Source organism: Staphylococcus sp. Marseille-Q1834, from assembly GCF_916858875.1.
Lineage (GTDB): Bacteria > Bacillota > Bacilli > Staphylococcales > Staphylococcaceae > Staphylococcus > Staphylococcus pragensis.
On the sequence record NZ_CAKASN010000002.1, the window covers coordinates 72,231 to 86,925 of the forward strand.

Sequence of the window (14,695 nt, forward strand, 5' to 3'; positions counted from 1 at the left end):
TTTTCAAATAAAAAAATATTTATTAAATAATAATAGAGTATTGGAAATTATAGTGCCTTTAATGGTAATATTTAAGTATCATCTATTATTACAATTAGACATATTGGAGGAATAATTAATGGCAATTTCAGCAAAACTTGTAAAAGAATTACGTGAAAAAACTGGCGCTGGTATGATGGATTGTAAAAAAGCGCTAACTGAAACTGATGGTAACATCGATAAAGCGATTGATTACTTACGTGAAAAAGGTATCGCTAAAGCAGCTAAAAAAGCTGACCGTATCGCAGCAGAAGGTTTAGTACACGTTGAAGTAAAAGGTAATGAAGCTGCAATCGTTGAAATCAACTCTGAAACAGACTTCGTTGCTCGTAATGAAGGTTTCCAAGAATTAGTAAAAGAAATTGCTAACCAAGTTCTTGAAAGCAAAGCAGAAACAGTTGAAGCTTTATTAGAAACTAAATTATCAAGTGGTCAAACAGTTGATGAAAGAATGAAAGAAGCTATCTCAACTATCGGTGAAAAATTAAGCATCCGTCGTTTTGCTATCAGAACTAAATCTGACAACGATGCATTCGGTGCATACTTACACATGGGTGGACGTATTGGTGTGTTAACTGTTGTTGAAGGTTCAACTGATGAAGAAGCAGCTAAAGACGTTGCTATGCACATCGCAGCAATCAACCCTAAATATGTTTCATCTGATCAAGTAAGTGAAGAAGAAATCAGCCACGAAAGAGAAGTATTAAAACAACAAGCATTAAATGAAGGTAAACCTGAAAAAATCGTTGAAAAAATGGTTGAAGGACGTTTACGTAAATATCTTCAAGAAATTTGTGCAGTTGATCAAAACTTCGTTAAAGATCCAGACCAAACAGTTGAAGCTTTCTTAAAATCTAAAGGTGGTAAACTTGTTGACTTCGTACGTTATGAAGTAGGCGAAGGTATGGAAAAACGTGAAGAAAACTTTGCTGACGAAGTAAAAGGACAAATGAAATAATCTTTCAAAATTACCAAACAAGAAAGAAGGCACCTTTGAGGTTTTCTATTAGATAAAGGCTCTACTTTATCTCAGAAGACGCGTTCGTGTCTTCTTTACTTGTATATATTACATATTTTTACAATAGAGAGGAAAAAACAATGGCGCAAACTTCTAAATATAAACGTGTAGTTTTAAAACTTAGCGGTGAGGCACTTGCAGGAGATAAAGGCTTTGGAATTAATCCAATGATCATTAAAAGCGTAGCTGAACAAGTAGCTGAAGTAGCTAAAATGGATTGTGAAATTGCTGTAATTGTTGGCGGTGGCAATATCTGGAGAGGGAAAACGGGTAGCGATTTAGGTATGGATCGCGGTACAGCTGATTATATGGGTATGTTAGCAACTGTAATGAATGCACTTGCTTTACAAGATAGCCTTGAACAATTAGACTGTGATACTCGCGTATTAACTTCAATTGAAATGAAACAAGTTGCAGAACCTTACATTCGTCGTCGTGCAATCAGACACTTAGAGAAAAAACGTGTGGTTATCTTTGCAGCGGGTATTGGTAATCCATACTTCTCTACAGATACAACTGCAGCATTACGTGCAGCAGAGGTTGAAGCTGATGTTATTTTAATGGGTAAAAATAATGTAGATGGCGTATATTCAGCTGACCCTAAAGTTGATAAAAATGCAGTAAAATATGATCACTTAACTCATATCCAAATGTTACAAGAAGGATTACAAGTTATGGACTCAACTGCTTCATCATTCTGTATGGACAATAATATTCCTTTAAATGTCTTCTCAATTATGGAAGAAGGAAATATTAAACGTGCAGTAATGGGTGAAAAAATCGGTACTTTAATTACTAAATAATTTGAGGTGTAAAACATGAGTGACATTATTCAAGATACTAAAGCTAGAATGAAAAAATCTATCGATAACTTATCACGTGAATTAGCTAATATCAGTGCAGGTAGAGCTAACTCTAATTTATTAAATGGTGTAACTGTTGATTATTATGGTGCACCAACACCAGTACAACAATTAGCAAGTATCAATGTGCCTGAAGCACGTTTACTAGTTATCTCACCTTACGATAAAACTTCTGTTGCTGATATCGAAAAAGCAATTATTGCTGCTAACTTAGGTGTTAACCCAACTAGTGATGGTGAAGTAATTCGTATCACAGTTCCAGCTTTAACAGAAGAACGTCGTAAAGAATTAGTTAAAAACGTGAAAAAAATTGGTGAAGATGCTAAAGTTTCAATCCGTAATATTCGTCGTGATATTAATGATCAATTGAAAAAAGATGAAAAAAATGGCGATATTACTGAAGATGACTTAAGAAGTCAAACTGAAGATGTTCAAAAAGCGACTGATAATTCTATTAAAGAAATTGATCAATTAGTAGAAGATAAAGAAAAAGATATCATGTCTGTATAATTTAGAATATTAATACCGTTTAATTATTCATAAATTTTGTGAATTTATCGTATTATTAATTATAATAGTACAATAATCATTTTAGTCTAAACTGTGCCAATTCAGACTTTGGTACAGTTTTTTAATTTGCTTATTCAATGCCATTATCGAGTATGATAAAATGATAGATGATTTCTTAAATAACTAATATAATATAACAGAGATGATCAGGCTCGGAGGAAAGACCATGTTTAAAAAGCTAATACAAAGAAATAAGACTAAAATCACTCACAACGATGATTTAGATTTACATAATTTACCTGAACATGTAGCGATTATCATGGACGGAAATGGACGTTGGGCTAAAAAGCGTAAAATGCCTAGAATTAAAGGTCATTATGAAGGTATGCAAACAATAAAAAAAGTAACGCGTGAAGCGAGCAATTTAGGTATTAAATACTTAACCTTATACGCTTTTTCAACGGAAAATTGGTCTAGACCTGAAAATGAAGTTAATTATATCATGAATTTACCTGTTAATTTTTTAAAAACTTTTCTACCAGAATTAATAGAAAAAAATGTCCAAATTGAAACAATTGGTTTTTTAGAGGCAGTGCCTCAATCAACTATTGATGCTATTGAATATGCAAAAGAGAAAACAAAAGATAATACAGGTTTGAAATTAATATTTGCCATTAATTATGGTGGACGAGCTGAAATTGTTCAAAGTATGAAATCAATTTATGATGAGCTTCAAAATAATGGTCAGGATAGTAATGACATCGACGAAACAATGATATCGAAACATTTAATGACGCATCCCTACCCAGATCCTGAATTATTAATTCGCACGTCTGGTGAACAACGCATTAGTAATTTTCTAATTTGGCAATCTTCTTATAGTGAATTTATATTCAATGAGAAGTTATGGCCGGATTTTGATGCTGAGGAATTTAAAAAATGTTTAAAAATATACCAATCTCGTCAAAGACGTTTTGGAGGATTAAGTAAGGAGTAGCGTATGAAAGTTAGAACTTTAACCGCGATTATAGCTTTAATTATATTTCTACCTATTTTATTAAAAGGTGGAACTATTTTAATGTTATTTGCTTATTTACTAGCTTTAATTGCATTAAAAGAACTGTTGAATATGAATATGATCAAATTACTTTCTATTCCAGGTATTTTTAGTGCTTTAGCGTTAATTATCATTATGTTACCGCAAGATGCTGGGCAATGGGTAAATGATGTTCAGCTAAAAAGTTTAATCGCAATGAGCTTTATATTACTAAGTTATACTGTACTTTCTAAAAATAGATTTAGTTTTATGGATGCAGCATTTTGTTTAATGTCAGTTGCTTATGTAGGCATAGGTTTCATGTATTTTTATGCTACACGTGAAGATGGCTTGCACTATATACTATATGCATTTTTAGTTGTATGGTTAACTGATACAGGCGCATATTTATTTGGTCGTTTAATGGGCAAACATAAATTATGGCCTGTCATTAGCCCGAATAAAACAATTGAAGGTTTTATTGGTGGATTAATTTGTAGTCTAATTGTGCCACTAGTTATGCTATTTTTCGTTGATTTCCACTTAAACATTTGGCTACTATTACTTGTAACGATAATTCTAAGTGTATTTGGTCAACTTGGTGACTTAGTGGAATCAGGGTTTAAACGTCATTTCGGTGTGAAAGATTCAGGCAGAATTTTACCGGGACACGGTGGTATACTAGACCGTTTTGATAGTTTTATGTTTGTGTTACCTTTACTCAACATATTATTAATACAAATATAGTGAGAATTTAACGTAATATTTATTTTTAAAAAATGAATAATGGTATAATTGAGGAGTTATTGAATTTACTGTTGATTAGAAGCATTCAATCACGTAATTCTTAACTCCTTTTCTCAAAGGTAATAATTAGAAAATTTTGTTAAAGTAAATATAGTAAATGACTGAAAGAACCTTTATCAATCGATGAACGTAATGCGTAACGGTGGGAGTTTACGGTGTGTAAACGAGCTAGCCATGCATAATGTAACGAAGAGTGAAAGGAATGTTATACAGTCATAAATGCTTGAAAAACTCTACAAAATCATACATAATCTACAACATTCTTATGAATTGAATAGAAGTAGATAAATTTAATTAATTGAGGTGTAGCGAGTGAGTTATTTAGTCACTATTGTCTCATTTATTATCGTATTTGGTGTGCTTGTAACGGTACATGAATATGGCCATATGTTCTTTGCTAAACGTGCAGGGATTATGTGTCCAGAATTTGCGATTGGTATGGGACCGAAAATTTTTAGTTTCCGTAAAGACGAAACCCTTTATACGATCCGTTTACTACCTGTGGGAGGCTACGTAAGAATGGCCGGGGATGGTCTTGAAGAACCGCCCGTTGAACCAGGTATGAATGTAAAAATAAAATTAAATGACCAAGATGAAATTACACATATTATTTTAGATGATCAGCATAAATTTCAAAAAATTGAAGCTATTGAAGTAAAGCAATGTGATTTTAAAGACGAATTATTTATTGAAGGTATTACAACTTATGATAATGAAAGACATCACTTCAATATTGCTAAGAAAGCGTATTTTGTAGAAAATGGTAGTTTAATTCAAATTGCGCCTAGAAATCGTCAATTTGCTCACAAAAAACCACTGCCCAAATTTTTAACATTATTTGCAGGGCCATTATTTAACTTCCTCTTGGCTATCGTATTATTTATTGGTTTAGCTTATTACCAAGGAACGCCTACAACTACAGTTAATCAATTGGCGGATAATTATCCAGCACAACAAGCCGGGTTAAAAACAGGTGATAAGATTGTACAATTAGGTAGTCATAAGGTAGATAAGTTTGAAGATATTCAAAAAGCTGCCGATCAAATTAAAGATCATAAGACAACGTTAAAAGTTGAACGTGATGGCAAGGTTAAAACGTTAGATATTACACCTAAAAAACAAGTGATTAAGCAAACAAAAATGAACTCAGTTACAAAATATGTACTAGGTTTCCAACCTAAAAATGAGCACTCATTGTTTAAACCTATTCCAGCTGGTATTGAAGATTTTGTTAACGCTAGTACAGTCATTTTCAAAGCAGTAGGTACAATGATAGCAAGCATCTTCACTGGCGGTTTCACATTTGACATGCTTAATGGACCAGTGGGTATCTATCATAATGTTGATTCAGTGGTTAAACAAGGTGTCATCGCGCTTATATTCTATACTGCTTTATTAAGTGTAAACTTAGGTATAATGAACTTATTACCAATTCCAGCACTTGATGGTGGTAGAATTTTATTTGTAATTTATGAAGCTATATTCAGAAGACCAGTGAATAAAAAAGCAGAAACAGCTATCATAGCTGTTGGGGCAATATTCGTAGTAATTATCATGGTACTGGTTACTTGGAACGATATACAACGCTATTTCTTATAATTTAGGAGGAGAATGATATGAAACAATCGAAAGTATTCATACCAACGATGCGAGAAGTACCTGCAGAAGCAGAAGCTTTAAGTCATCAATTATTATTAAAAGCAGGATTAATCAAACAAAGTACAAGTGGTATTTATAGCTATTTACCACTAGCAACACGCGTATTAAATAATATTTCTAAAATTATTCGTGAAGAAATGGAAAGTGTTGATGCAGTTGAAATTTTAATGCCTGCACTTCAACAAGCTGAGTTATGGGAAGAGTCAGGTCGTTGGGGAGCGTATGGTCCTGAACTAATGCGTTTAAAGGATCGCAATGGTAGAGAATTTGCTTTAGGACCAACACACGAAGAAGTAGTGACTTCAATCGTACGAGATGAACTTAAATCTTACAAACGTTTACCAATTACTTTATTCCAAATTCAATCTAAATTCCGTGATGAGAAGCGCCCACGCTTTGGTTTATTACGTGGTAGAGAATTCATCATGAAAGATGCTTATTCTTTCCATGCAGACGAAGAATCACTAGATCAAACATACCAAGATATGTATAACGCTTATAGCCGTATATTTAAACGAGTAGGAATTAATGCTCGTCCAGTAGTTGCAGATTCAGGTGCTATCGGCGGTAACCATACACATGAATTTATGGCATTAAGTAAAATTGGTGAAGACACAATCGTTTATAGTGAAAATAGCGACTATGCAGCAAATATCGAAAAAGCTGAAGTGGTTTATCATCCTAATGAAAAACATACAGATATTGCTGAATTAAGTAAAATTGAAACACCAAATGTTAAAACTGCACAAGAATTAGCTGACTTTTTAAATCGTCCAGTAGATGAAATTGTTAAAACAATGAACTTCAAAGTAGATGGCGAATTTATAATGTTCTTAGTAAGAGGGCATCACGAATTAAATGATGTGAAAGTGAAATCATTCTTTGGCACTGATAATGTAGAATTGGCATCTCAAGATGAAATAGTTAATTTATTAGGTGCTAACCCAGGTTCATTAGGTCCTATTCATGATAAAGAAATTAAAATCTATGCCGACAATTATGTTAAAGATTTAAATAATATCGTTGTAGGCGCAAATGAAGATGGTTACCATTATGTAAATGCGAATGTTGATCGTGACTTCAAGATTGATGAATATGGAGACTTCCGCTTTATCTTAGAAGGTGAACAATTAAGCGATGGTTCAGGTGAAGCTAAATTTGCCGAAGGTATCGAAGTAGGACAAGTATTTAAACTTGGTACTAAGTATTCAGAAGCTATGAATGCAACATTCTTAGATAATCAAGGTAAAGCGCAACCATTAATCATGGGTTGCTACGGTATCGGTGTTTCAAGAACGCTAAGTGCGATTGTAGAACAAAATAATGATGAAAATGGTATTATTTGGCCTAAATCAGTGACACCATTTGATTTACATTTAATTACAATTAATCCTAAAAAAGAAGAACAACTTGAATTAGCTAATCAATTATATGCACAATTCCAAGGTAAGTACGATGTGTTATACGATGATCGAAAAGAACGTGCAGGTGTTAAATTTAACGATGCTGATTTAATCGGTTTACCTATTCGTATTGTAGTAGGTAAGAACGCTTCTGAAGGTATCGTTGAAGTAAAATTACGCCACACTGGTGAAAGCGAAGATGTGCATATTGATGATTTAGAAGCACATGTAGCTAAAATTTATGAAAACTTATAAGTTTATTTAAAAGTTTAACTCGAAGCGGTAAAAATGTTTGTGGCATTTTTACCGTTTTTCATTGTGTATATAGAATTAATTTTCAAAAAATAAAGAAATAATCTGTACGAATGAAATACGAATGAAAAATGATAATTGAAGTAGTATAATAGATATCAAGTTTGTGAATGTAGGGTAGTTGAAAATACTATCAACTGTGAGGAATTTAAGTAAGAAATAAGGTGGTTATCTGTCGTGGCAATGACGAATCAAGAAAAATTTAGAGTACTTGCTGACCAAATCAAAATTTCAAATCAACTTGATAAAGAAATTCTTGAAAATGGGGAATTAACACGCGTTGATGTATCAAATAAAAATAGAACATGGGAATTTCAAATTACATTGCCATACTTTCTTTCGAATGAAGATTATTTAATCTTTACCAATGCAATCACCGAAGAATTTAAAGAAATCGCAAAAGTAGATTGGCATTTTACGATACAAAATACGAGTAACCAAGATGAACATGCAATCAAATACTTTGGTCACTGCATCGAACATACTGCTTTATCACCTAAAGTGAAGGGACAACTAAAGCAGAAACGTTTAATTATGTCTGGCAATGTTTTAAAGATTATGACTTCAAATGATATTGAAAGAAATCATTTTGACAAAGTATGTAACGGTAGTTTGGTTAAAGCTTTTCAAAAGTGTGGATTTGATATAGATAAAGTTGTCTTTGAAACGGATGAGTCTAACACGGATGAAGATTTAGCTTCATTAGAGGCGCATATTCAAGAAGAAGATGAAAAAAGCGCAAGAGAAGCAACCGAAAAAATGGAAAAAATCAAAGCTGAAAAAGCGAAACAGCAAGATAATAACGAAAGTAGCGTCGATAAATGTCAAATTGGTAAGCCAATTCAAGTTGAGAATATCAAACCAATTGAATCAATTATTGAAGAAGAATTTAAGGTAGCTATTGAAGGGGTCATCTTTGATATTAATCTGAAAGAACTTAAAAGTGGCCGTCACATCGTAGAATTGAAAGTGACAGACTACACAGATTCATTAGTACTAAAAATGTTTACTAGAAAAAATAAAGATGACTTAGATCACTTTAAAGCATTAAGTGTAGGTAAATGGGTACGTGCTCAGGGACGTATTGAAGAAGATACATTTGTGCGCGACTTAGTTATGATGATGGCAGATATTGAGGAAATCAAGAAGACGCCAAAACAAGATAAAGCTGAAGAGAAACGCGTTGAATTCCATTTACACACGTCTATGAGTCAAATGGATGGGATTCCTAATATTGGCTCTTATGTAGCACAAGCAGCAAACTGGGGGCATAAAGCTATTGCAGTAACCGATCATAATGTAGTACAAGCGTTCCCAGAAGCGCATAGTGCTGCTGAGAAAAATGGCATTAAAATGATTTACGGTATGGAAGGTATGCTTGTAGATGATGGTGTACCAATTGCTTATAAACCGACAGATAGAGATTTAAAAGAAGCAACTTATGTCGTCTTTGACGTTGAGACAACAGGTTTATCAAACCAATATGATCAAATTATTGAACTTGCCGCTGTAAAAGTGAAAGACGGCGAAATTATCGATAAATTTGAACGTTTTAGTAACCCGCATGAAAAGTTATCTGAAACAATCATTAATTTAACGCACATCACAGACGATATGTTAACGGATGCTCCAGAAATTGAAGAAGTATTAACAGAATTTAAAGAATGGGTTGGAGACGCTATATTTGTAGCGCATAATGCTTCATTCGATATGGGCTTTATCGATACTGGATATGAAAGACTTGGTTTCGGTCCTTCTACAAATGGGGTTATTGATACGCTTGAATTATCTCGTACGATTAATACGGAATATGGTAAACATGGTTTGAACTTCTTAGCTAAAAAATATGGTGTAGAACTGACACAACACCACAGAGCCATTTACGATACTGAGGCAACAGCCTACATTTTCATAAAAATGGTGCAACAAATGAAAGAGTTAGGCGTTACAAATCATAAAGATATTAATAAAAAATTAACCAACGAAGATGCTTATAAACGTGCGCGTCCTACTCACGTCACTTTAATTGTGCAAACTCAAGAGGGACTTAAAAATCTCTTTAAGATTGTCAGTGCCTCATTAGTTAAATATTATTACCGCACACCAAGAATTCCACGTTCATTGTTAAATGAATATCGAGAAGGCATTTTAGTGGGCACAGCTTGTGATGAGGGTGAACTATTCACTGCGGTAATGCAAAGAGATCAAGCAGAAGTTGAAAAAATCGCGAAATATTATGATTTCATTGAAGTTCAACCGCCAAAACTTTATCAAGATTTAATTGATCGTGAATTAATTAGAGATACTGAAACGTTATATGAAATTTATGATCGTATCTTAAAAGCTGGTGAGAGTACAGGTATTCCGGTATTAGCAACTGGTAATGCGCATTATTTATATGAACATGATGCGATTGCACGTAAAATTTTGATTGCTTCTCAACCAGGTAATCCATTAAATCGCTCAACGTTACCAGAAGCTCATTTTAGAACGACAGATGAAATGTTAGACGAATTTCATTTCTTAGGAGAAGAAAAAGCCTATGAAATTGTGGTTAAAAATACAAATGAATTAGCAGATCGTATAGATAAAGTTATTCCAATTAAAGATAAACTGTTCACACCACGTATGGAAGGTGCTAACGAAGAAATACGAGAATTAAGTTATGCTAATGCGCGAAAACTTTATGGGGAAGATTTACCTCAAATTGTTATTGATCGTTTAGAAAAAGAGTTAGCAAGTATTATCGGTAATGGTTTCTCTGTAATCTATCTAATTTCTCAACGATTAGTTAAAAAATCATTAGATGATGGCTATCTTGTAGGATCTCGTGGTTCTGTAGGTTCAAGTTTCGTTGCGACAATGACTGAAATTACAGAAGTTAACCCACTACCACCGCACTACATTTGTCCAAACTGTAAGACAAGTGAATTCTTTGATGATGGGTCAGTAGGGTCAGGATTTGACTTACCAGACAAGAAATGTGGTACATGTGGTGCTGAGTTAATTAAAGAGGGACAAGATATTCCGTTCGAAACGTTCTTAGGATTTAAAGGGGATAAAGTGCCTGATATTGACTTGAACTTTAGCGGTGAATATCAACCTAACGCCCATAACTATACGAAAGTGTTATTTGGTGAAGATAAAGTATTTCGTGCTGGAACAATTGGTACTGTTGCTGAAAAGACTGCCTTTGGTTATGTAAAAGGTTATTTAAATGATCAAGGTATTCATAAACGCGGTGCTGAAGTGGATCGTCTAGTTAAAGGATGTACTGGTGTTAAACGTACGACTGGACAACACCCTGGCGGTATTATCGTAGTACCTGATTACATGGATATATATGATTTTACGCCTATTCAATTCCCAGCAGATGACCAAAGTGCTTCATGGATGACCACACACTTTGACTTCCATTCTATTCATGATAACGTATTAAAACTTGATATTCTTGGACACGATGACCCAACTATGATTCGTATGTTACAAGATTTATCAGGTATAGATCCTAAAACGATTCCAGTTGATGATAAAGAAACGATGCAAATCTTTAGTAGCCCTGAATCATTAGGTGTGACTGAAGAAGAAATTTTATGTAAAACCGGAACATTTGGAGTGCCTGAATTTGGTACAGGATTTGTGCGTCAAATGTTAGAAGATACTAAACCTACAACGTTCTCAGAGCTTGTTCAAATTTCAGGGTTATCTCATGGTACAGACGTATGGCTAGGCAATGCGCAAGAACTAATTCGCTCTGGTATTTGTGATTTATCAAGCGTAATTGGTTGTCGTGACGATATCATGGTTTATTTAATGTATGCAGGTCTAGAACCATCTATGGCTTTTAAAACAATGGAGTCTGTACGTAAAGGTAAAGGTTTAACGGATGAAATGATTGAAGCTATGAAAGAAAACGATGTACCAGATTGGTATTTAGATTCATGCCTTAAAATTAAGTACATGTTCCCTAAAGCCCATGCTGCTGCATATGTATTAATGGCTGTGCGTATCGCGTATTTCAAAGTTCATCATCCTTTATACTATTATGCGGCTTATTTCACTATTCGTGCTTCAGACTTTGACTTAATTACAATGATTAAAGATAAAGAAAGCATCAAAAATACAGTTAAAGATATGTATTCTCGATATATGGATTTAGGCAAGAAAGAGAAAGACGTGTTAACTGTATTAGAAATAATGAACGAAATGGCGCATAGAGGTTTCCGTATGCAACCTATTAGCTTAGAAAAAAGTCAGGCGTTTGATTTTATTATCGAAGGCGATACTTTAATACCACCATTTATCGCCGTTCCCGGTCTAGGTGAGAACGTAGCGAAACGTATCGTGGAAGCTCGTGAAGATGGTCCGTTCTTATCTAAAGAAGACTTAAATAAAAAAGCAGGTTTATCACAAAAAATCATTGAGTATTTAGATGATTTAGGTTCATTACCAGACTTACCAGATAAAGCACAGTTATCTATTTTTGATATCTAAAATGAGTAGGCCAACAAAGTTACTATTTTTTACTAAACTGGAACTATTCAATGCTTTATTTAAATACCTTAATTTGTTTAAAAAATGAACTTGTGATATAATTGCACTGTGTAAAAATTAGACTCAGGCAGAAAGAGTGGGCATATACCCGCTCTTTTCTATTTGCCAAAAAAGGAGGCCTGTATGAGTAAAATAACTAAAGAAGTAGAAACTATCATTTCTCCTGTTTTAGACGAATTAAATTTTGAACTAGTAGATATCGAGTATGCTAAAGAAGGAAAAGATCATTTCTTAAGAATTTCTATCGATAAAGAAGGTGGCGTCGATTTAAATGATTGTACGCTTGCTTCTGAAAAGATAAGCGAAGTAATGGATGAGAAAGATCCAATATCTGAAATGTACTATTTAGATGTTGCCTCACCAGGTGCTGAGCGACCAATAAAAAAAGAAAAAGATTATCAAAATGCAATCGACAAACCAGTATTTGTGTCACTATACGCTCCTATTGAAGGAGATAAAGAATGGTTAGGCATCTTAAAAGGTGTCACTGATGATGCAATTACGATGGAAGTTAAAGAAAAAGCTAGAACTAAAAATATCGAAATCCCAAGAAATAAAATTGCAAAAGCACGTCACGCAGTAATGATTTAACGTGATGAGGAGGAATAATTGTGGCAAGTAATGAGTTATTATTAGCAACTGAATATTTAGAGAAAGAAAAGAAAATCCCAAGAGAAGTTTTAATTGATGCCATTGAAGCAGCATTAATTACAGCATATAAGAAAAACTATGATAGCGCTAGAAACGTGCGCGTTGAATTAAATATGGATGAAGGTACTTTCAAAGTTATCGCACGTAAAGAAGTCGTAGAAGAAGTATTTGATGACCGTGATGAAGTTGATTTAAGTACAGCATTAGTTAAAAACCCTGCTTATGAAATTGGCGATATTTATGAAGAAGATGTGACACCTAAAGACTTTGGTCGTGTAGGTGCACAAGCAGCTAAACAAGCGGTAATGCAACGTTTAAGAGATGCTGAAAGAGAAATTCTTTATAAAGAATTTATCGACAAAGAAGAAGACATTTTAACAGGTGTGATTGACCGTGTTGATCATCGCTATGTTTATGTTAATTTAGGTCGTATTGAAGCTGTATTATCTGAAGCTGAAAGAAGCCCTAATGAAAGTTACATTCCAAATGAACGCATCAAAGTGTACGTAAACAAAGTTGAACAAACTACTAAAGGCCCTCAAATTTATGTGTCTAGAAGTCATCCAGGTTTACTTAAACGTTTATTTGAGCAAGAGGTACCTGAAATCTACGATGGAACTGTTATCGTTAAATCAGTAGCACGTGAAGCGGGAGACCGTTCTAAAATCAGTGTTCACTCTGAAAATCCTGACATTGATGCAGTAGGCGCATGTGTAGGTGCTAAAGGTGCGCGTGTTGAAGCTGTAGTTGAAGAACTTGGCGGAGAAAAAATTGATATCGTTCAATGGAACGAAGATCCTAAAGTTTTCGTGCGCAATGCATTAAGCCCATCACAAGTACTTGAAGTAATTGTTAATGAAGATAACCAATCTACAGTCGTAGTTGTACCTGATTATCAATTATCTCTTGCTATCGGTAAAAGAGGTCAAAACGCACGTTTAGCAGCCAAATTAACTGGTTGGAAGATTGATATTAAATCAGAAACTGATGCACGTGAAGCGGGCATTTATCCTGTTATCGAATCAGAAGAACAAGCTGATGAAATCGTTATGACAGGCGATGAAGATGTAGAAATCGATGATGTGAATTTAGAAGAATCTAATTTAACAACTGCTGAGTTAGCAGCCGAAATCGATGAACCTTCTGATGAAGAAAGTGAAGAAACTTCTGAAGACGTAGAGCAAACTGAAGAAGAGAATGAAAATAAAGACGTTTAAGCACAAAATTGGGGTGAGTAATTAATAATGAAGAAGAAAAAAATTCCAATGCGCAAATGTATTATTACTAATGAAATGCGTCCTAAAAAAGAAATGATTCGCGTTGTTATTAATAAAGAAGGCGAGATATTTGCTGATGGTACAGGGAAACAACAAGGTAGAGGCGCATATGTTTCAAAAGATGTTAAAAGTGTAGAAGAAGCTCAACAAAAAGGCGTACTTGAGAGATATTTTAATGAAAATCCTGAAAAATTAGACCCAGTCTACAAAGAAATTATCAGATTAATTTATAGAGAAGAGATTCCTAAATGACCAAAGAAAAAATATTTAATTTTTTAGGGTTAGCTATGAGAGCTAGAAAAGTTAAAGCAGGAGAATCTGTATTATTAACAGAAATAAAAAAACAAAATGTTAAATTAGTTATTTTAGCTTCTGATGCTTCTGAAAACTCTATAAAAAATATACAAAATAAATGTGAAACATATCATGTTCCATTTAGAATTTTCGGTACGAGAGCAGAATTAGGCCAATCTTTAGGCAAAGCAGAACGTGTAAATGTTGGAGTCACTGACTCAGGATTTGCTAAAAAGCTAAAGGCTATGATTGATGAATATTGTAAGGAGTGA

General features: G+C 33.8%; 12 protein-coding genes. All 12 read left to right on the top strand.

The genetic code is table 11. The features are described from left to right. The first annotated feature begins 118 nt into the window (after positions 1-118). The 12 genes from tsf to LIX58_RS09590 all read left to right on the top strand — a co-directional run bounded on the left by tsf (position 119) and on the right by LIX58_RS09590 (position 14,695). Positions 119-997 (top strand): translation elongation factor Ts, encoded by an 879-nt coding sequence (tsf, locus tag LIX58_RS09535; RefSeq protein WP_154836682.1) that lies wholly within the window; start codon positions 119-121, stop codon positions 995-997. Positions 998-1,137: 140 nt separating this feature from the next. After that, positions 1,138-1,860 (top strand): UMP kinase, encoded by a 723-nt coding sequence (gene pyrH, locus LIX58_RS09540; protein ID WP_103296946.1) that lies wholly within the window; start codon positions 1,138-1,140, stop codon positions 1,858-1,860. Positions 1,861-1,875: 15 nt separating this feature from the next. After that, positions 1,876-2,430: a ribosome recycling factor gene (frr, locus tag LIX58_RS09545; RefSeq protein ID WP_103328775.1), complete on the top strand. Its 555-nt coding sequence runs from the start codon at positions 1,876-1,878 to the stop codon at positions 2,428-2,430. 226 nt (positions 2,431-2,656) lie between these two features. Beyond that, complete coding sequence (locus LIX58_RS09550; protein ID WP_126566632.1) at positions 2,657-3,427, top strand: isoprenyl transferase; 771 nt, start codon at positions 2,657-2,659, stop codon at positions 3,425-3,427. Between the two features lie 3 nt (positions 3,428-3,430). Further along, positions 3,431-4,213, top strand: a complete 783-nt coding sequence (locus tag LIX58_RS09555; RefSeq protein ID WP_126566634.1) for a phosphatidate cytidylyltransferase — start codon at positions 3,431-3,433, stop codon at positions 4,211-4,213. A 372-nt stretch (positions 4,214-4,585) separates the two neighbouring features. Further along, on the top strand, positions 4,586-5,872 hold the full coding sequence (gene rseP, locus LIX58_RS09560; protein ID WP_126566636.1) for an RIP metalloprotease RseP: 1,287 nt from the start codon (positions 4,586-4,588) through the stop codon (positions 5,870-5,872). A 17-nt stretch (positions 5,873-5,889) separates the two neighbouring features. Beyond that, positions 5,890-7,590, top strand: a complete 1,701-nt coding sequence (locus tag LIX58_RS09565; RefSeq protein ID WP_226386293.1) for a proline--tRNA ligase — start codon at positions 5,890-5,892, stop codon at positions 7,588-7,590. Between the two features lie 240 nt (positions 7,591-7,830). Further along, entirely contained in the window at positions 7,831-12,141 is a 4,311-nt protein-coding gene (locus LIX58_RS09570) for a PolC-type DNA polymerase III (protein WP_226386356.1), read from the top strand. 183 nt (positions 12,142-12,324) lie between these two features. Then, positions 12,325-12,792 (top strand): ribosome maturation factor RimP, encoded by a 468-nt coding sequence (rimP, locus tag LIX58_RS09575; protein ID WP_154836683.1) that lies wholly within the window; start codon positions 12,325-12,327, stop codon positions 12,790-12,792. A gap of 20 nt (positions 12,793-12,812) precedes the next feature. Continuing rightward, entirely contained in the window at positions 12,813-14,069 is a 1,257-nt protein-coding gene (nusA, locus tag LIX58_RS09580; RefSeq protein ID WP_226386294.1) for a transcription termination factor NusA, read from the top strand. A gap of 27 nt (positions 14,070-14,096) precedes the next feature. Beyond that, positions 14,097-14,381, top strand: coding sequence for an RNase P modulator RnpM (gene rnpM / locus LIX58_RS09585; RefSeq protein WP_126566645.1), 285 nt, complete (start codon positions 14,097-14,099; stop codon positions 14,379-14,381). Beyond that, positions 14,378-14,695 (top strand): L7Ae/L30e/S12e/Gadd45 family ribosomal protein, encoded by a 318-nt coding sequence (locus LIX58_RS09590; RefSeq protein ID WP_154836685.1) that lies wholly within the window; start codon positions 14,378-14,380, stop codon positions 14,693-14,695. The genes rnpM and LIX58_RS09590 overlap by 4 nt, the downstream gene beginning before the upstream one ends.

Coding starts and splice junctions, on each gene's coding strand:
- tsf (WP_154836682.1), top strand. CDS start 119: ATGGCAATTTCAGCAAAACTTGTAAAAGAATTACGTGAAAAAACTGGC.
- pyrH (WP_103296946.1), top strand. CDS start 1,138: ATGGCGCAAACTTCTAAATATAAACGTGTAGTTTTAAAACTTAGCGGT.
- frr (WP_103328775.1), top strand. CDS start 1,876: ATGAGTGACATTATTCAAGATACTAAAGCTAGAATGAAAAAATCTATC.
- LIX58_RS09550 (WP_126566632.1), top strand. CDS start 2,657: ATGTTTAAAAAGCTAATACAAAGAAATAAGACTAAAATCACTCACAAC.
- LIX58_RS09555 (WP_126566634.1), top strand. CDS start 3,431: ATGAAAGTTAGAACTTTAACCGCGATTATAGCTTTAATTATATTTCTA.
- LIX58_RS09565 (WP_226386293.1), top strand. CDS start 5,890: ATGAAACAATCGAAAGTATTCATACCAACGATGCGAGAAGTACCTGCA.
- LIX58_RS09570 (WP_226386356.1), top strand. CDS start 7,831: ATGACGAATCAAGAAAAATTTAGAGTACTTGCTGACCAAATCAAAATT.
- rimP (WP_154836683.1), top strand. CDS start 12,325: ATGAGTAAAATAACTAAAGAAGTAGAAACTATCATTTCTCCTGTTTTA.
- rnpM (WP_126566645.1), top strand. CDS start 14,097: ATGAAGAAGAAAAAAATTCCAATGCGCAAATGTATTATTACTAATGAA.
- LIX58_RS09590 (WP_154836685.1), top strand. CDS start 14,378: ATGACCAAAGAAAAAATATTTAATTTTTTAGGGTTAGCTATGAGAGCT.